This window comes from Streptomyces coeruleofuscus (assembly GCF_039532725.1).
GTDB classification, from domain to species: Bacteria; Actinomycetota; Actinomycetes; order Streptomycetales; family Streptomycetaceae; genus Streptomyces; species Streptomyces coeruleofuscus.
This window is the reverse complement of sequence record NZ_BAAASE010000006.1, coordinates 1-23,226: the sequence shown is the minus strand read 5'-3', so window position 1 is coordinate 23,226 and position 23,226 is coordinate 1. Positions and strand designations below refer to the sequence as shown.

At 71.0% G+C, this 23,226-nt stretch carries 22 protein-coding genes; 17 read left to right on the top strand and 5 right to left on the bottom strand.

Annotated features, from left to right (window positions below):
• Positions 1-68 precede the first annotated feature (68 nt).
• Positions 69-380 carry a hypothetical protein gene (locus ABFX81_RS23560; protein ID WP_338779695.1) on the top strand — a complete coding sequence of 104 codons (312 nt, stop codon included), beginning with the start codon at positions 69-71 and terminating at the stop codon, positions 378-380.
• A 53-nt stretch (positions 381-433) separates the two neighbouring features.
• Here ABFX81_RS23560 and ABFX81_RS23555 read toward each other — a convergent pair whose 3' ends face one another.
• From ABFX81_RS23555 to ABFX81_RS23545, 3 genes are all read right to left on the bottom strand, one after another.
• Positions 434-1,216, bottom strand: coding sequence for a hypothetical protein (locus ABFX81_RS23555; RefSeq protein ID WP_086840137.1), 783 nt, complete (start codon positions 1,214-1,216; stop codon positions 434-436).
• A 273-nt stretch (positions 1,217-1,489) separates the two neighbouring features.
• A complete protein-coding gene (locus ABFX81_RS23550) occupies positions 1,490-2,707 on the bottom strand; it encodes an acetyl-CoA C-acetyltransferase (RefSeq protein WP_086840135.1) in 1,218 nt (405 codons plus the stop codon).
• A 145-nt stretch (positions 2,708-2,852) separates the two neighbouring features.
• Entirely contained in the window at positions 2,853-3,878 is a 1,026-nt protein-coding gene (locus ABFX81_RS23545) for a GDSL-type esterase/lipase family protein (RefSeq protein WP_086840133.1), read from the bottom strand.
• A gap of 157 nt (positions 3,879-4,035) precedes the next feature.
• On the opposite strand from ABFX81_RS23545, the gene ABFX81_RS23540 reads away from it, so the two are divergent.
• The gene (locus tag ABFX81_RS23540) at positions 4,036-5,424 is read left to right on the top strand and encodes a cystathionine beta-synthase (RefSeq protein WP_086840131.1); all 1,389 of its coding nucleotides are present in this window, start codon (positions 4,036-4,038) and stop codon (positions 5,422-5,424) included.
• Between the two features lie 485 nt (positions 5,425-5,909).
• On the opposite strand, the gene ABFX81_RS23535 is transcribed toward ABFX81_RS23540, so the two are convergent.
• A complete protein-coding gene (locus ABFX81_RS23535) occupies positions 5,910-6,800 on the bottom strand; it encodes an MmyB family transcriptional regulator (protein WP_086840128.1) in 891 nt (296 codons plus the stop codon).
• Between the two features lie 145 nt (positions 6,801-6,945).
• On the opposite strand from ABFX81_RS23535, the gene ABFX81_RS23530 reads away from it, so the two are divergent.
• On the top strand, positions 6,946-7,707 hold the full coding sequence (locus tag ABFX81_RS23530) for an SDR family NAD(P)-dependent oxidoreductase (RefSeq protein WP_086840126.1): 762 nt from the start codon (positions 6,946-6,948) through the stop codon (positions 7,705-7,707).
• A gap of 15 nt (positions 7,708-7,722) precedes the next feature.
• Here ABFX81_RS23530 and ABFX81_RS23525 read toward each other — a convergent pair whose 3' ends face one another.
• Positions 7,723-8,148, bottom strand: coding sequence for a hypothetical protein (locus ABFX81_RS23525; protein ID WP_346138748.1), 426 nt, complete (start codon positions 8,146-8,148; stop codon positions 7,723-7,725).
• 225 nt (positions 8,149-8,373) lie between these two features.
• On the opposite strand from ABFX81_RS23525, the gene ABFX81_RS23520 reads away from it, so the two are divergent.
• From ABFX81_RS23520 to ABFX81_RS23455, 14 genes are all read left to right on the top strand, one after another.
• On the top strand, positions 8,374-9,816 hold the full coding sequence (locus ABFX81_RS23520) for an MFS transporter (protein WP_086842210.1): 1,443 nt from the start codon (positions 8,374-8,376) through the stop codon (positions 9,814-9,816).
• Positions 9,817-9,960: 144 nt separating this feature from the next.
• Complete coding sequence (locus ABFX81_RS23515) at positions 9,961-11,139, top strand: aminotransferase class V-fold PLP-dependent enzyme (RefSeq protein WP_086842227.1); 1,179 nt, start codon at positions 9,961-9,963, stop codon at positions 11,137-11,139.
• A gap of 81 nt (positions 11,140-11,220) precedes the next feature.
• Positions 11,221-11,733 (top strand): MaoC/PaaZ C-terminal domain-containing protein, encoded by a 513-nt coding sequence (locus ABFX81_RS23510; RefSeq protein WP_086842212.1) that lies wholly within the window; start codon positions 11,221-11,223, stop codon positions 11,731-11,733.
• Positions 11,734-11,800: 67 nt separating this feature from the next.
• Positions 11,801-12,631, top strand: a complete 831-nt coding sequence (locus ABFX81_RS23505; protein WP_086842214.1) for an SAM-dependent methyltransferase — start codon at positions 11,801-11,803, stop codon at positions 12,629-12,631.
• A complete protein-coding gene (locus tag ABFX81_RS23500; RefSeq protein WP_086842216.1) occupies positions 12,628-13,701 on the top strand; it encodes a methyltransferase domain-containing protein in 1,074 nt (357 codons plus the stop codon). Before ABFX81_RS23505 ends, ABFX81_RS23500 begins: the two co-directional genes overlap by 4 nt.
• A 46-nt stretch (positions 13,702-13,747) precedes the next feature.
• Positions 13,748-14,638 (top strand): diiron oxygenase, encoded by an 891-nt coding sequence (locus tag ABFX81_RS23495; RefSeq protein ID WP_086842218.1) that lies wholly within the window; start codon positions 13,748-13,750, stop codon positions 14,636-14,638.
• A 21-nt stretch (positions 14,639-14,659) separates the two neighbouring features.
• Positions 14,660-15,547, top strand: coding sequence for a class-II aminoacyl-tRNA synthetase family protein (locus ABFX81_RS23490; protein WP_346138614.1), 888 nt, complete (start codon positions 14,660-14,662; stop codon positions 15,545-15,547).
• Position 15,548: 1 nt separating this feature from the next.
• Positions 15,549-15,986 carry a holo-ACP synthase gene (gene acpS, locus ABFX81_RS23485; protein ID WP_086842220.1) on the top strand — a complete coding sequence of 146 codons (438 nt, stop codon included), beginning with the start codon at positions 15,549-15,551 and terminating at the stop codon, positions 15,984-15,986.
• Between the two features lie 46 nt (positions 15,987-16,032).
• Positions 16,033-16,275, top strand: coding sequence for an acyl carrier protein (locus ABFX81_RS23480; protein ID WP_086842223.1), 243 nt, complete (start codon positions 16,033-16,035; stop codon positions 16,273-16,275).
• Between the two features lies 1 nt (position 16,276).
• The gene (metK, locus tag ABFX81_RS23475) at positions 16,277-17,485 is read left to right on the top strand and encodes a methionine adenosyltransferase (RefSeq protein ID WP_346138613.1); all 1,209 of its coding nucleotides are present in this window, start codon (positions 16,277-16,279) and stop codon (positions 17,483-17,485) included.
• Between the two features lies 1 nt (position 17,486).
• Complete coding sequence (locus ABFX81_RS23470; RefSeq protein WP_086845060.1) at positions 17,487-18,470, top strand: PfkB family carbohydrate kinase; 984 nt, start codon at positions 17,487-17,489, stop codon at positions 18,468-18,470.
• Complete coding sequence (gene metH, locus ABFX81_RS23465; RefSeq protein WP_086845061.1) at positions 18,467-21,940, top strand: methionine synthase; 3,474 nt, start codon at positions 18,467-18,469, stop codon at positions 21,938-21,940. Before ABFX81_RS23470 ends, metH begins: the two co-directional genes overlap by 4 nt.
• Positions 21,937-22,806 (top strand): methylenetetrahydrofolate reductase [NAD(P)H], encoded by an 870-nt coding sequence (metF, locus tag ABFX81_RS23460; RefSeq protein WP_086845063.1) that lies wholly within the window; start codon positions 21,937-21,939, stop codon positions 22,804-22,806. The genes metH and metF overlap by 4 nt, the downstream gene beginning before the upstream one ends.
• A partial coding sequence (locus ABFX81_RS23455) for an adenosylhomocysteinase (protein WP_346138611.1) occupies positions 22,796-23,226 on the top strand: 431 nt, incomplete at its 3' end. The genes metF and ABFX81_RS23455, both read left to right, overlap by 11 nt.

The window sequence follows — 23,226 nt, the reverse complement described above, 5'->3', positions numbered from 1 at the left end:
CTTCAGGTCACCGTGCCTGAGTGTTCGCCCGTTGGCAACAGTCCCGGTGCGACGCGTACGCTCGCGGCGTGGTTGATACGACGCCTCTGACCCGTGCGGTGGATCACTTCGCCGATCGTTTGAGGGCTGCGCCCCAGAGTCGGTTGCAGCGGGGCGCTGCCGCTGAGGCTCTCGGGCTGGCCCGGCAGCTCGCTCGTTGGGCCCAGGAGTTGGAGGAGCCGGGCGTGGAGCCTCGGGAGATGCCGGATGCGGGGATGTTTGCGGCAGCAGATCAGATCACCGTTGCCGCGCATGATCTGGCGGTGGTGATTCCCAGTGGTGCCGACGTCGATGACGCGGTGCGGTTGGTTGAGGAGGCGCAGAAGCGGGCGGGGGTTTAGCGCCGTTCGCGAGTGGCGGTGGTTCGTGGCTGGTCGCGCAGTTCCCGCGCCCCTTAAAGGGACGCGATGACCCTGTCGGCCAGGATGTACACGTTCTCCTTGCCGCACTCGAAGGTCAGGGTGTACGCACCCGAGATGCCGGAGCCGCCCAGGAGGACCGGGGTTTCGCCTGCGCGCAGGGCCGCAGCGAGGTGCTCCGCCGTCTCCCGGTGGCCCGGGGTCATGCACAGGGTCGTGCCGTCGGCAAAGACGTAGACGTCGAGGGTGCCCAGCGGGCCCGGGCGGACGTCCGTCAGTTCCACGCGCGAGGCGGCCAGCTCCTCCAGCGTGGCGACCGTGCGCTCGTGGTCGTTCGCCACCGGCGACTGCGTCGGCACGAAGTCCGGGTGGGAGGGGTGCCGGCGGCGGGCCGCGGCAAGCTCCGGGGACTCGGCGGCCGGCTCCTCGGTGTCCGCGCCGGGTTCGGACACCGGCTCCAGACCCGCGAAATCGGCCTGCCGGGGCAGGAACAGGTCGGTGTCGGGCAGACCCAGCAGGGGCGGCGCGTCGGAGGCGTCACGGGCCTCCTGGGCGGCCCAGAACGCCCGCGCCTCGGCGAGCTCCCGCTCGCGTTCCTCCGCCAGCGCCGCCGCCACCGCGGCCCGTATCTCGTCGGTGTCGGCATGCGTGCGGGCGGCGGGCAGCAGTGCACGGGTGGTGGCGGCGCGGTTCTCGGCCAGCGCGGTGTGCAGGGCCGCGACCTGTCGGCGCAGCTGCAGCACGGTGCGCAGGACGGCGACACCCACGGCGCCCGTGGCGGCCGTGGTGACCAGCAACGCGATCGGCAAGGCGCTCACTGACGTACTCCCGGTTCAAAGTCGACCCCCGACTTCCTACATCAGCTTGAAGGGCGGACTAACCAGCTGTCAGTGCGTAAGGTCACGAAACGGACAGGGCTTCGGCGTCGGGGGCGTGGGTGGGGCTGCTGTGACCTGGGCTTCTCTCCGCGTAGAGGGAGATAGGTCACATCCTGGGGGAGATTGGATCACAAAACAGCCCAGAACCCCGGGGTTTCCGGGGTTCTGGGACGGGGCCTCACAGCGCGTGCTATGGCGGCTACGGTGCGGTGCTCAGCTGAGGCGCTCGATGACCATGGCCATGCCCTGGCCGCCGCCGACGCACATCGTCTCCAGCCCGAACTGCTTGTCGTGGAACTGGAGGGAGTTGATGAGCGTGGTGGTGATGCGGGCGCCGGTCATGCCGAAGGGGTGGCCGACGGCGATGGCGCCGCCGTTGACGTTCAGCTTCTCCAGCGGGATGCCCAGGTCGCGGTAGGAGGGGATCACCTGGGCGGCGAACGCCTCGTTGATCTCGACCAGGTCGATGTCGTCGATGGTCAGACCGGCCCGCTTCAGGGCCTGGTTGCTCGCCTCGACCGGACCGAGGCCCATGATCTCGGGCGAGAGGCCGGAGACGCCGGTCGACACGATGCGGGCGAGCGGGGTGAGGCCCAGCTCGCGGGCCTTGGTGTCGGACATGATCACGAGCGCGGCGGCGCCGTCGTTCAGCGGGCAGCAGTTGGCGGCCGTGACCAGGCCGTCGGGGCGGAAGACCGGCTTGAGGCCCTGGACGCCGTCCAGCGTGACGCCGGCGCGGGGGCCGTCGTCCTTGGAGACGACCGTGCCGTCGGGGAGGGTCACCGGGGTGATCTCGCGCTCCCAGAAGCCGTTCTTGATGGCCTCTTCGGCGAGGTTCTGCGAGCGGACGCCGAACTCGTCCATGTCCTGGCGCGTGACGCCCTTGGCGCGGGCCAGGTTCTCGGCGGTCTGGCCCATCGCGATGTACGGGTCGGGCAGCAGGCCGTCCTCGCGCGGGTCGTGCCAGGTGGAGCCCTCGGACTGGGCGGTCGCGGCGGTGCGGGCCTCGGCCTCGGCGAAGAGCGGGTTGTGCGTGTCCGGGGTGTCGGAGCTGCCGAACGCGTAGCGGGAGACCATCTCGACGCCGGCCGAGATGAAGACGTCGCCCTCGCCGGCCTTGATGGCGTGCAGGGCCATGCGGGAGGTCTGGAGGGAGGAGGAGCAGTACCGGGTGACGGTGCAGCCCGGCAGGTGGTCCATCCCCATCTGCACGGCGACGATGCGGCCGAGGTTGTGGCCCTGCTCGCCGCCGGGCAGGCCGCAGCCGAGCATCAGGTCGTCGATGTCCTTCGGGTCCAGCTCGGGGACCTTGGCCAGGGCGGCCTGGACGATCGTGGCGGTGAGGTCGTCCGGGCGGAGGTCCTTGAGGGAGCCCTTGACGGCGCGGCCGATGGGGGAGCGGGCGGCTGAGACGATCACGGCTTCGGGCATCACGGCTCCATTGACGTACCGGGTGGTCTGGCTGGGCTGTCTGGGAAGTTACCCGTACGTATGGCCCGGGTCACGGGTGTGGCGGTGTGACCCTGACCGCAGTTTTCTAAGCGCTTGCTTTTCCGGCTCCGGGGCTTTCCTTTCCTCAGCTCGACGGTGCGGCGGGAGCCGGTTCCTGCTCGGGTACCCGCCGGCGCCTGCGGCGCTTCAGCAGCGCCCACGGCCCCCTCGGGCCGCTCGGCATGGCGGCCGTGACCTCCGTACCCGCCTCGGACGCGGCCTCCGCCGCCGCCCGGGCGACCGGCAGGAAGCCCTCGCGGCGGGAGGCGTCCGGGCGCTCCTCCTCGGCCGGCCACAGGCCGAGGGAGGCGCAGACGGTCGGCAGGACCGCCATCGCCGCCGTCGCGTAGCCCTCGGCGGAGGGGTGGTAGCTGTCCGGGCCGAACAGCTCGCGCGGGTTCGCGGCGAACTCGGGGCCGAGCAGGTCGCCCAGGGACACGGTGCGGCCGCCCTGTTCGACGGCTCCGATCGTCTGGGCGGCCGCCAGCTGGCGCGAGGCCCGTCGGGCCAGCCAGCGCAGGGGTTGCTGGACCGGCTCGATCGTGCCCAGGTCGGGGCAGGTGCCGACCACGACCTCGGCACCGGCCGTGCGCAGCCGCCGCACCGCCGAGGACAGGTGGCGGACCGAGCGGGTCGGGGGCATGCGGTGGGTGACGTCGTTCGCGCCGACCATGATCACGCAGATGTCGGGGACGGGATCGGGGTCGGCCAGCACCAGGGCCACCTGGCGGTCCAGGTCGTCCGAGCGGGCCCCGGGTGTCGCCACCGTGCGCAGCTCCACCGGGCGTTCCGCCAGCGCCGCGAGGCCCGAGGCCAGCAGCGCTCCCGGGGTCTGCCCGGCCCGGTGCACACCCTGGCCTGCGGCCGTGGAGTCACCCAGCATCGTCAGCCGCAGCGGCGCTTCACCGGGGACGTCGTACGTACGGCCGTACCGGCCGTCGGCGTTCGGCACATGGGGCGACATGCCGTTGCCCACCCGGCGCCGCGCCAGCTGCACCTCCGCCAGCACCAGTCCCACGGCGGCCGCCCCGGCCAGCCCGATCCCGCCACCGCCGTACGCGGCACCCGCCGCGATCCGCCGGGCCACCCGCGCCCTCGACATGCTCGTCATGCGTCGCCGCCACCTCCTCGAACCCGTACACCCAGTGCTTGCCCCGTACGGACCGTCGCCCAATCTCAACAGCGAGTGAACGACCGTCATGGATGACCGGCAGGCCATAGGCTGGCGGCACCAACCAAGACCATTTCTGCGGCAACCGGAGACAACGGTGCAGTTCCACGACTCGATGATCAGTCTCGTCGGCAACACCCCGCTGGTGAGGCTCAACAGCGTGACCCAGGGCATCAGGGCGACCGTCCTGGCCAAGGTGGAGTACTTCAACCCCGGCGGGTCCGTGAAGGACCGCATCGCCCTGCGCATGATCGAGGCGGCCGAGGAGAGCGGCGCGCTCCAGCCGGGCGGCACGATCGTCGAGCCGACCAGCGGGAACACCGGCGTGGGTCTCGCCATCGTGGCGCAGCAGAAGGGGTACAAGTGCATCTTCGTGTGCCCCGACAAGGTGAGCACCGACAAGATCAATGTGCTGCGCGCGTACGGCGCCGAGGTCGTCGTCTGCCCGACCGCCGTGGACCCCGAGCACCCGGACTCCTACTACAACGTCTCCGACCGGCTGGTCCGTGAGACGCCCGGGGCCTGGAAGCCCGACCAGTACTCCAACCCGAACAACCCCCTCTCCCACTACCACTCCACCGGCCCCGAGCTGTGGGAGCAGACGGAGGGGAAGATCACCCACTTCGTGACGGGCGTGGGCACCGGCGGCACCATCTCCGGGACCGGGCGCTACCTGAAGGAGGTCAGCGACGGCAAGGTGAAGGTCATCGGCGCCGACCCCGAGGGGTCCGTCTACTCCGGCGGCTCCGGGCGGCCGTACCTCGTCGAGGGCGTCGGTGAGGACTTCTGGCCCACCGCCTACGACCGCACCGTCGCGGACGAGATCGTCGCCGTGTCCGACAAGGACTCCTTCCAGATGACCCGCCGCCTGGCCAAGGAGGAGGGCCTGCTGGTGGGCGGCTCCTGCGGCATGGCGGTCGTCGCCGCGCTGGAGGTCGCCGAGCGGCTCGGCCCGGACGACGTCGTCGTGGTCCTGCTGCCGGACAGCGGCCGCGGCTACCTCAGCAAGATCTTCAACGACGAGTGGATGGCCGACTACGGCTTCCTGGAGGACACGGGTCCGAGCGCCCGCGTCGGTGACGTGCTCGCCGACAAGGAGGGCGACCGCATGCCGTCCCTCGTCCACATGCACCCGGAGGAGACCGTCGGCCAGGCCATCGACGTGCTGCGCGAGTACGGCGTCTCGCAGATGCCGGTCGTCAAGCCGGGCGCGGGCCACCCCGACGTGATGGCGGCCGAGGTCGTCGGCTCGGTCGTGGAGCGCGAGCTGCTGGACGCGCTGTTCAGCAAGAGCGCCTCGCTGGAGGACCCGCTGGAGAAGCACATGTCCGGCCCGCTGCCCCAGGTCGGCTCCGGCGAACCCGTCGCCGACCTGATGGCCGTCCTCGGCAAGGCGGACGCGGCGATCGTCCTCGTCGAGGGCAAGCCGACAGGTGTGGTCAGCCGGCAGGACCTGCTGTCCTTCCTCGCCCGCTCCGCGAAGTGACGGCGAACGGCAGGTGAACCACCCGTTGACCGTGCGTACTTGCCGTTCGTCCGCGATCTTCGCGGACTTCGCGGAAGTGGTACGAGCGCGTCACGTTCGCGCAGCACCCGCTTAACACGAGTCCTGCACATTGGTGGGTGTCGGCAGGGCGGGAGCGGCTCCCCGCCCCGGCCGGCGCCGTTGGCGTCAAGGACCTCCGGAGCGGCTCCCGGACCTCCACCGACGTCACAGACGCGCAAGCCCGGCCTGACCAGGCCCGCGTCTCTCGCGGGGACCGCCGTCGTCCCGCCCCCCGTCAAGGGGGTGCGGCGGTCCCCGCGCACATCTTCTCCCGGTGCCCGTGAGAGCGCCGGCTGCGGCGGGTGGCAGGACCCCCGCATGCCCCTGCCTCGGCAGGACGGCCTGTCCCGGCGTGTGCGCCGACCTGAGCATCGCCGACCTGGGCTTCGCCGACTACGCCGACGCCTCAGGCACGTTCCGGGGGATCAGGGGACGGCTGAGGTCCAACTCCCCAGCAGGGCCAGGCGCTCCGCCGTCTCCGAGCCGGGCTGCGGCGCGTACGCCACGATCGTCTGGTCCGGGGCGGCCGGGATCCTGAGGGTCTCGAACGGGAGGGTCAGCAGACCCGCGACCGGGTGCCGGACCTGCTTCACGCCGTGGTCGCAGGGCTTGACCAGGTGGTCGGCCCACAGGCGGCGGAAGTCGGCGCTGGCGCGGGAGAGTTCACCGACGAGGTCGCCCATGGCGGGGTCGTCCGGGTGGTGGCCCGCGCTGAGGCGGAGGTGGGCGACCGTCTGGGAGGCGATCGCCGGCCAGTCCGGGTGGAGGTCGCGGGCGGCGGGGTCGAGGAAGACGCGGCGGGGCAGGTTGAGGTCGCCCAGGGACCTGTCACTGAAGCCGACCACGGCGTCACCGAGGGCGTTCCAGGCGAGAACGTTCATGCGGTGGTCCAGGACGTAGGCCGGGTTGCGGTCCATGCCGTCCAGGATCAGCTGGACACCCGGACGTACCCGGGAGGCGGCCGGGGCCTCCCGCGGCGCGGACTCCCGGGACGCGGCCGGACCGCCCTCGGCCCGCCGACGGGGCCGGGCCACCGCCCGCAGGTACTCGTGCTCCGCCTCGTCCAGCCGCAGCACCCGCGCGACCGCGTCCAGCACGGCGTCCGAGACTCCCCCGGACTTCGTCCGGGAGGGGCCCCCAGGCCCCCTGCCCTGCTCGAGACGGATGTAGTAGTCGACGCTCACCCCGGCGAGCTGCGCCACCTCCTCACGGCGCAGACCCGGGACACGGCGGCGGCCGTACGAGGTCAGCCCCACCTCCTCCGGCTGGATACGGGCGCGGCGCGAGCGCAGGAAGTCTCCCAGTTCTCCGTCCATGGGTCCGAGCCTAGGCGGCCCGGGGCCGGCGAGCCTGGTACTGCCGGACCCAGGAAAAGCGGCGCCCTGGGTACGGCCGCCGGGGGAGCCGAGGGTGGTGGACGAGGCCGGGGAGACGCCCCGGCCACCACCGAGGGGACACTCCATGCCGTACGAGAACCTGGCCGGCCGTACCGCCGTCGTCACCGGTGCCGCGAGCGGGATCGGTGAGGCCGTCGCCGTGCTGCTGGCCGCGCAGGGCGCACGGGTGGCGCTGCTCGCCCGGCGTGAGGAACGGCTGGCGGCGCTCGCCGGGAAGATCCGCGCCGACGGCGGGCAGGCCCTGGCCGTCGTCGCGGACGTCACCGACGAGGCGTCCGTGACCGACGCCGCCGACCGGATCCACGCCGAGTACGGGCCCGTCGACCTGGTCGTCAACTCCGCCGGCGTCATGCTGCCGCACCCCGTCGACGCCCGGCGCGCCGACGAGTGGCAGCGGATGCTCGACACCAACGTCGCCGGAGTGCTGCGGATCACCGGCGCCTTCACCGGTGACCTGGTGGGCGCGGCCGCGGACGGCCGTACGGCCGACATCGTGAACATCTCGTCCGTCGCCGCGCACGTCAGCTTCCCGAACTACGCGGTGTACGGCGCGACCAAGGCCGCCGTCACCCATCTGTCGCAGGCCCTGCGCTCCGAGTTCGGGCCGCGGGACGTCCGGGTCACCAACATCGAGCCCGGGATCGTCGAGAGCGAGCTGCGGACGCACATCGAGGACGCGGAACTGGCACGGCAGGTGGCGGGCATGGTGGACGAGGTGGGCGCGCTGTCCGCCGAGGAGCTCGCCGACCTGGTGGCCTACGTGACCAGCCGCCCGCGCCGGGTCAACCTGCGGCAGATCGTCGCGCTGCCGACCCGCCAGGTCTGAACGGCGTGTGCCCGCTCAGTCCTCCCAGTCGCTGTTCCGGGAGGACTGGCGGCGGCCGCCGAACAGGCCCGGGTTGGTGCGGGCGGCCTGTACGACGTTGACGCCGACGATGCCCGCCCAGGCGGCGAGCAGGCCGGGGAGATGGGCCAGGCCCCCGCCGATCGCGGACAGCGGCACCGCCAGGACCAGGGAGACGATGCCGAAGCCGAAGCGTTCGCCCCAGGAGTCCGTGGCCCCCGGCGACCGGGAGTCCCGGGTCGTCTGCATCTGCTGCTCGGCGAGCTGCCGGCGCACCCGGCGCTCCACCGCGCCGTCGATCCGCTGGTCGACCTTCTCCAGGAACGAGTCGACCAGCGCGGACTCGTAATCCTCGCCCAGATCCCTGCGCGCGTGCAGGGTGGCGTCGAGTTCCTTCTTCAGGTCGGTGTCCCGCGCGTCCATTCCGGTCATGCCACTCACCGTAGAAAGCCGGGGCGCCGGACGCACTGGGGTTAGCCCCCCTCTCCGGGCGGGGGCCTGCCGGGCGCGCTGACGGGCGGCGTCAGCGGCGCGTTTCCGATGGGTCGGATCCGGAGTCTCCCTTCACCCTCTTACATACCCCCCACGGGTATGTTACGGTCCCACTCAAGGTACCCCCCAGGGGTATATCAGAGAAGGGACGAACCCATGTCTGCCGTCAATCCCCGGCGCTGGTGGGCACTGGTCGTGCTCGCTGCCGCTCAGTTCATGGTCATCATGGACACGTCAATCATCGGGGTGGCGCTCCCCGAGATGCAGAAGGACCTCGGCTTCTCGCAGGGTGAGTTGCAGTGGGTCTTCAACGCCTACGTCATCGCCTTCGGCGGACTGCTGCTGCTCGGCGGCCGCCTCTCCGACCTGCTCGGTGCCCGCAAGATCTTCAACACCGGCTGGGTCGTGCTGATCGCCGGCTCGGTCGTCGCGGCCGCCGCGCAGACGGCGTGGGTGGAGGTCGTCGGCCGTGCCGTTCAGGGCGTGGGCGGCGCGCTGATCGCACCGTCGGCCATGACGCTGCTGATGATGCTCTTCGCGCACGACCCGAAGGAGCTCGGCAAGGCCATGGCGCTCTACGGCGCCGCCGCGCCCGCGGGCGGCACGGCCGGTGTGTTCCTCGGCGGAGTGTTCACCGAGTGGCTGAGCTGGCCGTGGATCTTCATCATCTACGTACCGATCGGCGTCGCCACCCTGGCGGCCACCCGGCTCCTGCCCGCCGTCGGCAGCCGTCGCGGTGCCGTCGACGTGCTCGGAGCCGCCGCGGTCACCGCAGGCCTGGCGCTCGCGGTCTTCGCCATCGTCCGCGCGCCGGAGGCCGGCTGGACCTCCACCGGGACCGTGCTTCAGCTGGCCGGTGCCGCCGCGCTGCTCGTGCTGTTCTTCGTGATCCAGAAGACGGTGCGCGAGCCGCTGATGCCGCTCGGCATCTGGCGCGTCCCGCGGCTCGGCTCGGCCAACCTCGCGATGACCCTGCTCGGTGCCGCGTGGATCCCGATGTGGTACTTCCTCAACCTGTACCTCCAGCAGGTCCTCGGCTACGGGGCGTTCGCCTCCGGAGCCGCGCTGCTGCCGATGACCGGTCTGCTGATGATCTTCATGACGGCGATCACGGCGAAGCTGATGGCCAAGGTCGGCGCCAAGCCGCTGATCGGCGGCGGTCTGCTGGTCCTCGCCGCCGGGCTGCTGTGGCTGTCCGCCGTCGAGCCCACCGGCACCTTCGCGGTGGACGTCCTGCCCGCCTCGCTGGTCGCCGCGCTCGGCATGTCGCTCGCCTACATCCCGGCGATGATGACCGCCATGTCCGGGGCTCCGCAGGAGCAGGCGGGCCTGGCGTCCGGCATCGTCAACACCACCTACCAGGTGGGCTCCGCACTGGGCCTCGCGGCGCTGACCGCGGTGGCCACGTCGCAGGGCGCCGGCCAGTTGGGCAACCTGCCCGCGCTGACGGACGGCTTCAGTGCCGCGTTCGTCTGGGCCGCCGTCATCGCGGCAGTGGGCGGGCTGATCACCCTGCTGGTGATGCGCGGCGACAAGGCGGCCGCCGCACCGCAGGCCGACGCCGCCCCCGCGGCGCGGGGCGAGCGGGCCGGCGTCTAGCGGCCGGCCAGTGGGCAGGTGGAGGAGTCGCACAACGCCGCCGTCCACCAGGACCAGAGAACCTCCGAAGGGCCGTCCGGCACCGGGCAACCGGGGCATCGGGCGGCCCTGAGCCCTGTCTGGAGAGGAGTACCAGTCTTGGACATGCAGACCCGTGCCGTGCACATCCTGAACGAGCCCGCGCCGAGCGGCAGCCGGCCCTTGAGCGTGCCCATCGTCCAGTCCTCGGCGTTCGCCTTCGACTCCGCAGACGCGCTGGCCGACGCCATGGCCGGGCCGGACGGCCCGTACGTCTACTCGCGGCGCGGCAATCCGACCGTGCGGTCCCTGGAGCGCACGCTCGCCGCGCTGGAGGGAGGAGCCGCCGCCATCGCCTTCGCGTCTGGAATGGGGGCGATCAGCGGGGTGCTGCTCTCGCTTCTGCGGCCAGGGGACCACGTGGTCGCGCAGCGCTGCCTGTACGGCGGAACGTACGCCGTGCTCGCGGACCTCGCGGCGCGCTACGGCATCGAGGTGGAGTACGTACGAGGCGACGACACGGCCGAGTTCGAGCGGCTCGTGCGGCCCACCACTCGCGTGCTGCACCTCGAGACCATCGCCAATCCGACCGGGCTGGTGCCCGACCTCCCCGGCCTGCTGTCGGCCGCCCGGCGGCACGGTGTCGTGAGCGTGGTGGACAACTCCCTCGCGTCGCCCGTGCTGTGCCGTCCCGTGGAGCACGGCGCCGACGTGGTGGTGCACTCGACGACCAAATACCTGGCGGGTCACTCCGACGTACTGGGCGGGGTCGCCGTCTTCGCCGACGTGGAGCTGCGCGACCGGGTGTGGCCGCGCACGGTCGAACTAGGCGCCTGCGCCGACCCGTTCGCGGCCTGGCTGACCCTGCGCGGGCTGCCGTCGCTGCCGCTGCGGATGCGGCAGCACTGCGCGGGCGCACAGCTCCTGGCCGGCCGCCTCGCGGAGCACGAGCAGGTCACCGCCGTGCACTGGCCCTGGCTGCCCGGACACCCCTCGTACGACCTGGCGCGCAAGGTGCTGTCCGGAGGCGGCGGCATGGTCTCGTTCGAGCTCGCCGGCGGTCGGGCGGCCGGCCGCGCGTTCATCGAGCGGGTGCGCCTCGCCCGGCTCGCGCTCTCGCTGGGCGGAGTGGAGACGCTGGTCGCCCACCCGGCGTCGACATCGCACCGGGAGCTCGGCGAGGAGGCCCTGGCGGCGGCCGGTATCGGCGCCGGGACGGTGCGGATGTCGGTGGGCATCGAGCACCCGGACGACCTGTGGAGAGACGTCGAACAAGCCTTGGCGGGCAGTTTGGTTCGGTCGTAGATTTGGATTGACAAAATAAACGGCTCATTCGTAGATTGGAGTACGTAAAGAGAATCTTCTCTCCGGATCCAGGGGGGCGTCATGCGCTACTTCGAGGACTTCCGCACCGGTGACATCCACGAGCTCGGCACTGTCACCGTCACCGAGGAGGAGGTGCTGGAGTTCGCGAGGCGCTACGACCCGCAGCCCTTCCACACCGACCCGGAGCTCGCGAAGCAGTCGCCCTTCGGAGGGCTGATCGCCAGCGGCTTCCACACCTCGGCGCTCTTCATGCGGCGCTACGTCGACGGGCTCCTCGCCTACAGCGCCTGCGTCGGATCACCGGGCATCGACGAGGTCCGCTACCACCGGCCCGTGCGTCCGGGCGACGTCCTCACCGCGCGTATCCGGATCCTGGGATCGCGCCCCTCGTTCGGCAATCCCGCCACCGGCATCGTCCAGCCGCGCTGCGAGCTGGTGGCCCCCGACGGGACGGCCGTGTTCAGCATGGTCCTGCACAGCATCTTCCGGCGGCGCCCTGCCGACTCCTCCGCCGAATCCCCCGCGTCGATGTCCGCGGCGGAGGACCCGGTCCCCTGTGCACGAGAGCGCTGAACACGGCCGTCCGCACACACCCCGCTCCACCTCCGCTTCCCAAGCGCTTCCCGAAGGGAGACCTCCTGTGGAGGCCGTATCCCGCACTGCCCAGTGGACCGCCGCCGCGCGGGCACTGGAGACCGAGCGTGAGGACCGGCTGTTCGCCGATCCCTACGCCCGCACGGTCGCCGGCACCGTCGGCTTCGAGCTGCTCGAGCGCTACGCGGGCGCAGGCACCGTGCCGTTCCTCGCCATCCGCACCACCTACCTGGACCGCGCCATCGGCCGCGCGATGCGGGAGCGGGCGATCCGCCAGGTCGTGTTCCTCGCGGCCGGTATGGACACCCGCTACTACCGGCTCGACTGGCCCACGGGCGTCACCGTCTACGAACTCGACCGGCCCGCACTGCTCGAGACCAAGGCGGCCATGCTCGCCGACGAGCCGGAGCCGGCCGGCCGCCAACGCCGCACCGTCGCCGTCGACCTCACCCAGGACTGGACCGGCCCGCTGAAGGAAGCGGGCTGGCGCTCGGAGCAGCCCACGCTGTGGGTGGTCGAGGGCCTGCTCTTCTTCCTGCCCGAGGACGCCGTGCGCACCCTGATCACGAGCCTGTGGCAGCACAGCGCGCCGGGCTCCGTCCTCCTCGGCGACGTCATCAGCAAGGCGGCCCTGGAGAACCCGCTCTCGCGGCCCTTCATGAAGGTGCTCGAAGAGGACGGCAACCCCTGGCTGTTCGGCACCGAGGAGCCCGAGCGGCTGCTCACCTCCTGCGGCTGGACGGTGCGCGAGGTCAGGCAGCCGGGGGAGGACGGCGCCGACTTCGGCCGCTGGCCCTACCCCGTGCCCCCGCGTGAGGTACCCCGCGTGCCGCGGTCCTTCCTGTTCACCGCGACCCGAGACGAGGCCACGTCATGACCGACCCGACCGGTGCCCCGAGCGCCGACCCCACCACCGCTTTCCACCAGCGCCTCATCGACGACGCCGCAGCCGCCGTCCGCGGCCTGACCGTCTCCCTCGGCGAGCGGCTCGGCCTGTACCGCGCCCTCGCCGAGCACGGCCCGCTCACCCCCGCTGAGTTGGCCGAGCACGCCGGCGTCACCGCGCGGTACGCGCAGGAGTGGCTGCACGCCCAGCTCAGCGCCGACTACGTGGAACGCCACCCGTCGTCCGACAAGTACACCCTGCCCGAGGCGCACGCCTCCGTCCTCGCCGACGCCGGGTCCGCCACGTACGCCGCGGGATTCTTCACCGCGCTGAAGGCGCTCTACGCCACCGAGGACCTGCTGGTCGACGCCTACCGCACCGGCGAGGGCGTGGGCTGGGCCGAGCACGACCCGGCGCTCGACACCGGCATGGGCAGCTTCTTCCAGCCCACCTACCGGCACCGGCTGCTGCCCGACTGGCTGCCCGCGCTGGAAGGCGTCACCGAGAAGCTGGCGAACGGCGGCAGCGTCGCCGACATCGGCTGCGGCGTGGGACACACCACCCTGCTCATCGCCAAGGCCTACCCGCGGGCCAGGGTGTACGGCTTCGACTACTCGGAGGAGGCCGTCGCCATCGCCCGGCAGCTCGCCGACGACGCGGGCCTGTCCGAGCGCGTCGTCTTCGAGACCGCGTCCGCCGACGACTACCCGGGCAGCGGCTACGACCTGGTCACCTTCTTCAACTGCCTGCACGACATGGGCGATCCGGTCGCCGCCGCCCAGCACGTCCACAAGTCCCTGGACCAGGACGGCACCTGGATGCTCGTCGAGTCCAACGTCTCGCCCGCCGACATCGACACCCGCACACCGGCGGCCCGCATGTTCATGTCGCTGTCCGCCGTGATGTGCCTGCCCGTCGCCGTCGCCCAGCGCGGCCCGCACGCCCTCGGCAACCACTCCGGCGAGAAGGCGTTCCGCGCCATCGCGGAAGAGGCCGGCTTCACCCGCTGGCGGCGCGCGACCGAGACCCCGGTCAACGCCGTGTACGAAGTCCGGCCCTGAGCAGCTCACCGCGTCCGGTCCCGACCCGCCCGCGTAAGGAGAGACCATGGCCGCCACGGCCCTGCCCGTCACCGACCGCTTCCTCGAAGTCCTCGAACGGCTCAGCGAGAAGTCCATCGAGGACTACTACAACCCGTACCAGCAGTTCGAGTGGCCCGAGAAGCTCGACGAGAACCGCCTGTGGATGAGCCCCGAGCTGCTCACCCCCTACGGCACCCCGTACTTCGACGAGCTCGGCGAGGAGACCCTGCACCGGCTGTCCAAGTGGGAGTCCATCAACTTCTACAGCCTGAACGTGCACGGCATCCGCGAACTGCTCATCGAGGTCGTGGGCCGCATCCACATGCCCGGCTTCGAGGTGCCGTCCGACTTCTTCCACCACTTCATCGGCGAGGAGAACGAACACATGTGGTTCTTCGCCGAGTTCTGCCGCCGCTACGGCGGCAAGATCTACGCCTCGACCGCCATGCGCGCCGACTCGGCGTGGGAACCCGAGGTCGAGAACTTCCTCGTCTTCGCCCGCATCCTGTTCTTCGAGGAGCTGGTCGACCACTACAACGCGCGGATGGCGCAGGACGGGACGCTCTGCGACACCATCCGCCAGGTCAACCGCATCCACCACCAGGACGAGTCCCGGCACATCGCCTTCGGGCGCGAGCTGGTCTCGCTGCTGTTCACCCGGATGCGCGACGCGGTGGGCGAGGAGCGGCTGCGCGAGGTGGAGAGCTACCTCAAGCGGTACGTCGTCTTCAGCGTCAACTCCCTCTACAACCCGCACGTCTACCGCGACGCCGGCGTCGCCGACCCGCTCGGTCTGCGCAACGCCCTCGTCGCCGACGAGCGCCGGCGCGCGCACGAGCGCAAGGCCATCCGCAAGCCGCTCGCCTTCTTCCTCAAGACCGGGATCTTCTCCGACGACACGCTGCCGGTCATCTGACCCGAGAGGTGGTCAACCACCGTGTCCCACACCACGTTCACAGCCCCGCGGTCTTCACCGGGTTCACCCCGGGAAGCCCGCGGCCTGCCCTCCCTCGGACCGGAGGGCACCGCCCTGCTGCGGCTGCTCGACGACACCTTCGAAAGGTGGGGAGTGGCTGCCGGAGCACGCCCCATGACCATGCCCCCGCTGCTGCCGGCCGCGGATCTGCGGCGCCTGGACTACTACGAGAACTTCCCGCACCAGGCCGTCGTCGCCACCGCGATCGAGGTGGACCGGCGCGGTGAGTTCTGTGCCGAGACCGGATGCTTTCCCTGCTCCACTCTGCAACCCGCCGACCTCGGCCTGCCCTCCGCGTCCTGCTACGCGGTCTACCTCGACCACGAAGGCCGCGAGGTGGCGGACGACACCCTCGTCACCGTCGTCGGCTGGTGCTTCCGCAAGGAGGAGCGTTACGAGGGGCTCAGGCGCCAACTCGGCTTCCGCATGCGGGAGATCGTGGCCCTCGGCAGCCGCGAGCACGCCGAGAACCACCTGTGCGACTCCAGCGACCGCATCACCGCCTTCGCCCGGGCGCTGGACCTGCCGCTGCGCAAGGAAGCCGCCTGCGACCCCTTCTACGACAAGGGCGGCTCCAAAGCGGTGCTCCAGCGGCTGTCACCCGTCAAACACGAGTTCCTCTACGAGGACCTGGCGATCGCCTCCGTCAACACCCACCGCAACTTCTTCGGCGACCGCTGCTCCATCACCCTCGCCGGCACCGGCGGACCGGCCTTCACCAGCTGCGTCGCCTTCGGTCTCGAGCGCTGGCTGTCCGCACTCACCCGGCGGCACGGCAGCTGGGCCGCCGCCACGGAGGCCGTCCACGCGGCCAGGGACCGTCTCTCCCCGGTCGGACCGGGGGTGTGACGTGCCGGCCCACCCCACCGCCGCAGGCGGCGGCCCGGGCTGGGCGAACCTCGGCATGGACATCGTGTCCGTCAAGCGCGTCCGTCGGCTCCTCGACGACCACGGCGAGGGGTTCTTCGAGCGGATGCTGGACCCCGGAGAACTCGCCGACTGCCGCACGTCCGGCGGGCTTGATCTGCTCAGTCTCTGCGGCCGGATCGCGGCCAAGGAGGCGGCGTTCAAGACACTGCGGGTCCGGGGCCGGTTCCTGCCGTGGCGGGACATCGTGGTGCGCCGCTCGGACGGCGGCTGGCCGCTCGTCGAACTGCGGCGCGGCGCCGCCGACATGGCGGCACAGTCCGGCATCACGGACATCACGGTGAGCATCAGCCACGACGTGGACTACGCGGTGGCCGTGGCCGCCCCCATCCTCGGCGATCCCTCCGGCCCGAGGCCGTGAGACGCCTGCCCACCCACGTGTACACAGCAATGTGAGGAGCACACCCATGAGCGAGGCACTGCAGCAGGTCAAGGACTGGATCCTCAAGCGCCACCCGGACCGCGAGGACATCCCGGGCGACCTGGACCTGATCGAGAACCGCCTCATCGACTCGCTGTCCTTCGTCGAGTTCGTCTTCCTGCTGGAGCAGCACAGCGGCCGCCCCATCGAGATGGAGACCCTGGAGGTCGACGCCATCCGCACCCTCGACGCGATCGACGCCAACTTCTTCCGTGCGGGGGTGAAGTGAGATGGGCCGGAGGCTCTTCACCTCCGAATCGGTCACCGAGGGCCATCCCGACAAGATCGCGGACCGGATCAGCGACACCGTCCTGGACGCGCTGCTCGCCCAGGACCCGGCCGCGCGCGTCGCCGTCGAGACCCTGATCACCACGGGGCAGGTGCACATCGCGGGCGAGGTCACCACGACCGCCTACGCCCCCGTCGCCCAGCTCGTGCGCGACGCGATCCTCGAGATCGGCTACGACTCCTCCGCGAAGGGCTTCGACGGGGCGTCCTGTGGTGTGTCGGTGTCGATCGGATCCCAGTCCCCGGACATCGCGCGGGGGGTGGACTCCGCGTACGAGGCCCGGACCGAAGGCGGCGGGGACGAGCTGTCCCGGCAGGGCGCCGGCGACCAGGGCCTGATGTTCGGGTACGCCTGTGACGACACCCCCGAGTTCATGCCGCTGCCGATCCACCTCGCGCACCGGCTGGCGCAGCGGCTGACCGAGGTCCGCAAGAACGGAACGTGCCCCTACCTGCGACCGGACGGCAAGACACAGGTCACCATCGAGTACGACGGCGACTGGCCGGTCCGTCTGGACACCGTCGTCGTCTCCTCCCAGCACGCCCCCGACATCAACCTGGACGGTCTCCTGGCCCCGGACATCCGGGACCTCGTCGTCGAGCCCACGCTCAAGGCGCTGGCCGAACAGGGCCTGAGTCTGGAGAGCGACGGTTACCGGCTGCTGGTCAACCCCACCGGGCGGTTCGAGATCGGCGGGCCCATGGGCGACGCCGGCCTGACCGGCCGCAAGATCATCATCGACACCTACGGCGGCATGGCCCGCCACGGAGGCGGCGCCTTCTCCGGCAAGGACCCCTCCAAGGTGGACCGCTCGGCGGCGTACGCGATGCGCTGGGTCGCCAAGAACGTCGTCGCCGCGGGCCTCGCCTCCCGCTGCGAGGTCCAGGTCGCCTACGCCATCGGCAAGGCCGAGCCCGTAGGCCTGTTCGTCGAGACCTTCGGCACCGAAGCCGTGCCGGTGGACCGCATCCAGGCCGCCATCACCGAAGTGTTCGACCTGCGGCCCGCCGCGATCATCCGCGACCTGGACCTGTTGCGGCCGATCTACGCCCGGACCTCGGCGTACGGCCACTTCGGGCGTGAACTCCCGGAGTTCTCATGGGAGGCCACGGACCGGGTCGACGCCCTGCTCAGGGCTGTGGGGGGCTGAGATGCGCATCGCTGTCACGGGCTCCATCGCCACCGACCATCTGATGTCGTTCCCGGGGAGTTTCACCGACCAGCTTCTGGCCGACCGCCTGGACCGTGTCTCCCTGTCCTTCCTCGCCGACCGGTTGGAGATCCGTCGCGGCGGCGTGGCAGCGAACATCTCCTTCGGCCTCGGGCTGCTCGGCATGCGGCCGGTACTCGTCGGCGCGGTCGGCGGCGACTTCGAGCCCTACCGGATATGGCTGAAGCAGCACGGGGTCGACACCGACTCCGTGCTGGTCAGCGCGGAGCAGCACACGGCACGCTTCGTGTGCACGACCGACCGGATGCAGAACCAGATCGCGACCTTCTACGCCGGCGCCATGGCGGAAGCCCGCCGGATCGACCTGCGGACGGTCGTGGAGCGGGTCGGCCGGCTCGGGCTGGTGATGGTCTCGCCCGACGACCCCGCGGCCATGCTCCGGCACACCCGGGCGTGCCGCTCCCTGGGCATCCCCTTCGCCTCCGACCCCTCCCAGCAGCTTGCACGCCTGAGCAGGAACGACGTCCTCGAACTGATCGACGGCGCACGCTGGCTGTTCACCAACGAGTACGAGGCCGCGCTCCTCCAGGACCGTACGGGTCTGACCGCGCCGGAGATCCTGCGCCGCGTCGGCTGCTGGGTCACCACGCACGGAGCAGCGGGCGTCCGGATCCGGAGGGAGGGGCGCCAGGCCCTGGCCGTTCCCGCGGTCGAGGTGGCGGGCGTCGTGGATCCCACAGGAGTCGGTGACGCCTTCCGCGCGGGCTTCCTCGCGGGTGCGGCGTGGGGCGTGCCGGAGAAGTGCGCCGCCCAACTCGGCTGCGTCCTGGCCGCCACGGTCCTGGACTACGTCGGGACGCAGGAGTACCGCCTGTACCGCGATGCGCTGCTCGCGCGGCTGCGGTCCACCTACGGAGTGGGGTGCGCCGCGCACCTCGTGGCTCATCTGCGGGGGCTGTCGTGACGGGAACGCGCGGCGAAGATCTGAGGACGGCGCTCGCCACCCGTGTGGTGGTGGCGGACGGGGCGATGGGCACCATGCTCCAGGCCCAGGACCCCACCCTGGAAGACTTCCAGGGCTTGGAGGGCTGCAACGAGATCCTGAACGTGACGCGGCCGGACATCGTCCGGTCGGTCCACGACGCGTACTTCGCCGTGGGCGTCGACTGCGTGGAGACCAACACGTTCGGCGCGAACCTCGCCGCCCTGGGGGAGTACGGGATCGCCGAGCGGACCTCCGAACTGTCGGAGGCCGGCGCCCGGATCGCCCGCGAGACGGCCGACGAGTACGCCGCCCGTGACGGGCGACCGCGCTGGGTGCTGGGCTCGATGGGGCCCGGTACGAAGCTGCCCACGCTGGGCCACATCGCCTTCCACGCGATCCGGGACGCCTACCAGCAGAACGCCGAGGGCCTGCTCGCCGGCGGCGCGGACGCGCTTCTCGTGGAGACGACGCAGGACCTGCTTCAGACCAAGGCCTCCGTCATCGCCGCCCGCCGGGCCATGGAAGCCACCGGCCACGCCGTACCTCTGATCGTGTCGGTCACCGTCGAGACGACCGGCACGATGCTGCTCGGCTCCGAGATCGGCGCGGCGCTGACCGCCCTGGAGCCGCTCGGCATCGACATGATCGGTCTGAACTGCGCGACCGGCCCAGCGGAGATGAGCGAGCACCTGCGCCACCTGTCCCGCCACTCCCGCGTGCCGCTGTCCTGCATGCCCAATGCGGGGCTTCCGGTGCTCACCAAGGACGGGGCGCACTACCCCCTGACCGCTGTGGAGCTGGCGGATGCGCAGGAGACGTTCGTCCGCGACTACGGCCTGTCCCTGGTCGGCGGCTGCTGCGGCACGACGCCCGAGCACCTGCGGCGGGTCGTGGAACGGGTGCGGGGCCTTGAGGTGCCGCCCCGAGATCCGCAGCCCGAGCCGGGTGCGGCGTCGTTGTACCAGTCGGTGCCGTTCCGGCAGGACACCGCGTACCTGGCGATCGGTGAGCGGACGAACGCCAACGGGTCGAAGAAGTTCCGTGAGGCCATGCTGGAGGGCCGCTGGGACGACTGTGTGGAGATGGCCCGGGAGCAGATCCGTGAGGGCGCGCACATGCTCGACCTGTGCGTGGACTATGTCGGCCGGGACGGTGTGGCCGACATGGAGGAGTTGGCCGGGCGTTTCGCCACCGCTTCGACGCTGCCGATCGTGCTGGACTCCACCGAGGTGGAGGTGATCCGGGCCGGTCTGGAGAAGCTCGGCGGCCGGGCGGTGATCAACTCGGTGAACTACGAGGACGGCGACGGTCCGGAGTCGCGTTTCGCGAAGGTCACGCAGCTGGCGCGGGAGCATGGTGCCGCGCTGATCGCGCTGACGATCGACGAGGAGGGCCAGGCCCGCACGGCGGAGAAGAAGGTCGAGATCGCCGAGCGGCTGATCGAGGACCTGACCGGGAACTGGGGCATTCACGAGGAGGACATCCTCGTCGACTGTCTGACGTTCACCATCTGCACCGGTCAGGAGGAGTCCCGCAAGGACGGCATCGCGACGATCGAGGGCATCCGTGAGCTGAAGCGGCGCCGTCCGAGGGTGCAGACCACGCTGGGCCTGTCGAACATCTCCTTTGGTCTGAACCCGGCCGCCCGCATGCTGCTGAACTCGGTGTTCCTGGACGAGTGTGTGAAGGCGGGCCTGGACTCGGCGATCGTGCACGCGTCGAAGATCCTGCCGATCGCCCGGTTCAGCGAGGAGGAGGTCCGGACGGCTCTGGACCTGGTCTACGACCGGCGCGCCGAGGGCTACGACCCGCTCCAGAAGCTGATGCAGCTGTTCGAGGGCGCGACGGCCAAGTCGCTGAAGGCGGGCAAGGCGGAGGAGCTGGCCGCGCTGCCGCTGGACGAGCGGTTGAAGCGGCGCATCATCGACGGTGAGCGCAATGGCCTGGAAGCCGATCTGGATGAGGCGCTTGAGTCCCGCCCGGCCCTGGACATCGTCAACGAGACGCTGCTGGAGGGCATGAAGGTCGTCGGTGAGCTGTTCGGTTCGGGGCAGATGCAGTTGCCGTTCGTGCTCCAGTCGGCCGAGGTGATGAAGACGGCCGTGGCCCATCTGGAACCGCACATGGAGAAGGTCGAGGGTGACGAGGCGGGCAAGGGCACGATCGTGCTGGCCACCGTGCGCGGTGACGTGCACGACATCGGCAAGAACCTGGTCGACATCATCCTGACCAACAACGGCTACAACGTCGTCAACCTCGGGATCAAGCAGCCGGTCTCGGCGATCCTGGAGGCCGCCGAGGAGCACCGGGCCGACGTCATCGGCATGTCCGGGCTGCTGGTCAAGTCCACGGTGATCATGAAGGAGAACCTGGAGGAGCTCAACACCCGGGGACTCGCCGCCCGCTTCCCTGTGATCCTCGGCGGCGCCGCCCTCACCCGCGCCTACGTCGAGCAGGATCTGCACGAGATCTACCGGGGCGAGGTCCGCTACGCCCGCGACGCCTTCGAGGGACTGCGCCTGATGGACGCCCTGATGGCGGTGAAGCGGGGGATCCCGGGAGCGGCTCTCCCCGAACTCAGACAGCGCCGCGTCAAGGCCGCCGCAGCGGTGCGGAACACGGAGCAACGGCCGCCGGAGAGCCCGCGGCGCTCGGACGTGGCCACCGACAACCCCGTGCCGACACCGCCGTTCTCCGGAACCCGCGTCGTCAAGGGCATCCCGTTGAAGGAGTACGCGTCCTGGCTGGACGAGGGCGCCCTGTTCAAGGGGCAGTGGGGCCTCAAGCAGGACATGATCGAACCCGTGGGGCGGCCCCGGCTGCGGATGTGGCTGGACCGGCTGCGGACCGAGAACCTTCTCGAAGCCGCGGTGGTGTACGGCTACTTCCCGTGCGTGTCGAAGGACGACGACCTGGTCATCCTCGACGAGTACGGCACCGAGCGCACCCGCTTCACCTTCCCCCGTCAGGACCGCGGCCGGCGCCTCTGCCTGGCCGACTTCTTCCGCTCGGAGGAGAGCGGCCAGGTCGACGTCGTGGGGCTCCAGATCGTCACCGTCGGCTCGCGGATCGGAGAGGCCACGGCCGAACTCTTCGAGACCGACGCCTACCGGGACTACCTGGAACTGCACGGTCTGTCCGTGCAGTTGGCCGAGGCCCTCGCCGAGTACTGGCACGGCCGTGTCCGCGCGGAACTCGGCATCGGCGCGCACGACCCGGCCGGCCTGGACGGCATGCTCCGGACCCAGTACCAGGGCTGCCGCTACTCGCTCGGCTACCCGGCCTGCCCCGCTCTCGGGGACCGCGCCAAGATCGCCGGCCTGCTGCGGCCGGAGCGGATCGGCGTGGAGCTCTCCGAGGAGTTCCAGCTCCACCCGGAGCAGTCCACGGACGCGATCGTCGTCCACCACCCCGAGGCGAGCTACTTCAGCGCGGGAGGCCGCCCATGACGACCGGCAGGACCACGTTCTCCTTCGAGTTCTTCCCTCCGAAGACCGCGAACGGAGAGCGCACCCTCTGGGAAGCGATCCGCCGGGTGGAGGCGCTGCGGCCCGACTTCGTGTCCGTGACGTACGGCGCCGGAGGTTCCTCCCGCGACCGCACCGTCGCCGTCACCCGGCGCATCGCCGCGGAGACCACCCTGCGTCCGGTCGCCCACCTCACCGCTGTCGGCCACTCGGTCGCCGAGCTGCGGCACATCATCGGCGCTTACGCGGACGCCGGCATCCGCGACGTCCTCGTCCTGCGCGGCGATCCGCCCGGCGACCCCCGGGGTGAGTGGATCCCGCACCCGGACGGCTTCGCCCACGCCTGCCAACTGGTCGAACTGGTCCGCTCGCTCGGTGACTTCACCATCGGTGTGGCCGCCTTTCCGGAAGGGCATCCCCGGTCACCGGATCCGGAGTCCGACCTCCGTCACTTCGTGGCCAAGTGCAAGGCCGGCGCGGACTACGCCATCACGCAGATGTTCTTCCACGTCGAGGACTATCTCCGGCTCCGGGACCGCGTGGCGGCCGCCGGCTGCGACACCCCGATCATCCCGGAGATCATGCCCGCCACCGACGTACGGCAGATCCGCCGCTTCGCCGAGCTCAGCGACGCCGCCTTCCCCGAAGACCTGGCCCACCGGCTCGAAGCCGCCCGGGACGACCCCGGTACCGCATACCGCATCGGCGTCGACCACGCCGTCGCCATGGCCGAGCGGCTCCTCGCCGAAGGCGCCCCCGGCCTGCACTACATCACCCTCAACCGTTCCACCGCGGCCCTCGACATCCACCGCACCGTCCAAGCCTCAAGGAGCCTCAGTGCCCGCTGACCGCCACACCCAGTCCCAGGACTTCAAGGTCGCCGACCTGTCCCTGGCCGAGTTCGGCCGCAAGGAGATCACCCTCGCCGAGCACGAGATGCCGGGCCTGATGGCGATCCGCGAGGAGTACGCCGAGGCCCAGCCGCTCAAGGGCGCCCGCATCACGGGCTCCCTGCACATGACCGTGCAGACGGCCGTACTCATCGAGACCCTGGTCGCCCTGGGGGCGAAGGTCCGCTGGGCCTCCTGCAACATCTACTCCACCCAGGACCACGCGGCCGCCGCCATCGCCGCAGCCGGCATCCCGGTGTTCGCCTGGAAGGGCGAGACGCTGGAGGAGTACTGGTGGTGCACGGAGCAGGCGCTGACGTGGCCGGACAGCCCCACCGGCGGTCCGAACATGATCCTGGACGACGGTGGTGACGCCAC

Excerpts from the sequence above, each read along its gene's own strand:
- ABFX81_RS23550 (WP_086840135.1), bottom strand. The coding sequence starts at position 2,707 with ATGCCCGAAGCCGTGATCGTCTCAGCCGCCCGCTCCCCCATCGGCCGC.
- ABFX81_RS23545 (WP_086840133.1), bottom strand. The coding sequence starts at position 3,878 with ATGACGAGCATGTCGAGGGCGCGGGTGGCCCGGCGGATCGCGGCGGGT.
- ABFX81_RS23535 (WP_086840128.1), bottom strand. The coding sequence starts at position 6,800 with ATGGACGGAGAACTGGGAGACTTCCTGCGCTCGCGCCGCGCCCGTATC.
- ABFX81_RS23530 (WP_086840126.1), top strand. The coding sequence starts at position 6,946 with ATGCCGTACGAGAACCTGGCCGGCCGTACCGCCGTCGTCACCGGTGCC.
- ABFX81_RS23525 (WP_346138748.1), bottom strand. The coding sequence starts at position 8,148 with ATGGACGCGCGGGACACCGACCTGAAGAAGGAACTCGACGCCACCCTG.
- ABFX81_RS23520 (WP_086842210.1), top strand. The coding sequence starts at position 8,374 with ATGTCTGCCGTCAATCCCCGGCGCTGGTGGGCACTGGTCGTGCTCGCT.
- ABFX81_RS23515 (WP_086842227.1), top strand. The coding sequence starts at position 9,961 with ATGCAGACCCGTGCCGTGCACATCCTGAACGAGCCCGCGCCGAGCGGC.
- ABFX81_RS23510 (WP_086842212.1), top strand. The coding sequence starts at position 11,221 with ATGCGCTACTTCGAGGACTTCCGCACCGGTGACATCCACGAGCTCGGC.
- ABFX81_RS23500 (WP_086842216.1), top strand. The coding sequence starts at position 12,628 with ATGACCGACCCGACCGGTGCCCCGAGCGCCGACCCCACCACCGCTTTC.
- ABFX81_RS23495 (WP_086842218.1), top strand. The coding sequence starts at position 13,748 with ATGGCCGCCACGGCCCTGCCCGTCACCGACCGCTTCCTCGAAGTCCTC.
- ABFX81_RS23480 (WP_086842223.1), top strand. The coding sequence starts at position 16,033 with ATGAGCGAGGCACTGCAGCAGGTCAAGGACTGGATCCTCAAGCGCCAC.
- metK (WP_346138613.1), top strand. The coding sequence starts at position 16,277 with ATGGGCCGGAGGCTCTTCACCTCCGAATCGGTCACCGAGGGCCATCCC.
- ABFX81_RS23470 (WP_086845060.1), top strand. The coding sequence starts at position 17,487 with ATGCGCATCGCTGTCACGGGCTCCATCGCCACCGACCATCTGATGTCG.
- metF (WP_086845063.1), top strand. The coding sequence starts at position 21,937 with ATGACGACCGGCAGGACCACGTTCTCCTTCGAGTTCTTCCCTCCGAAG.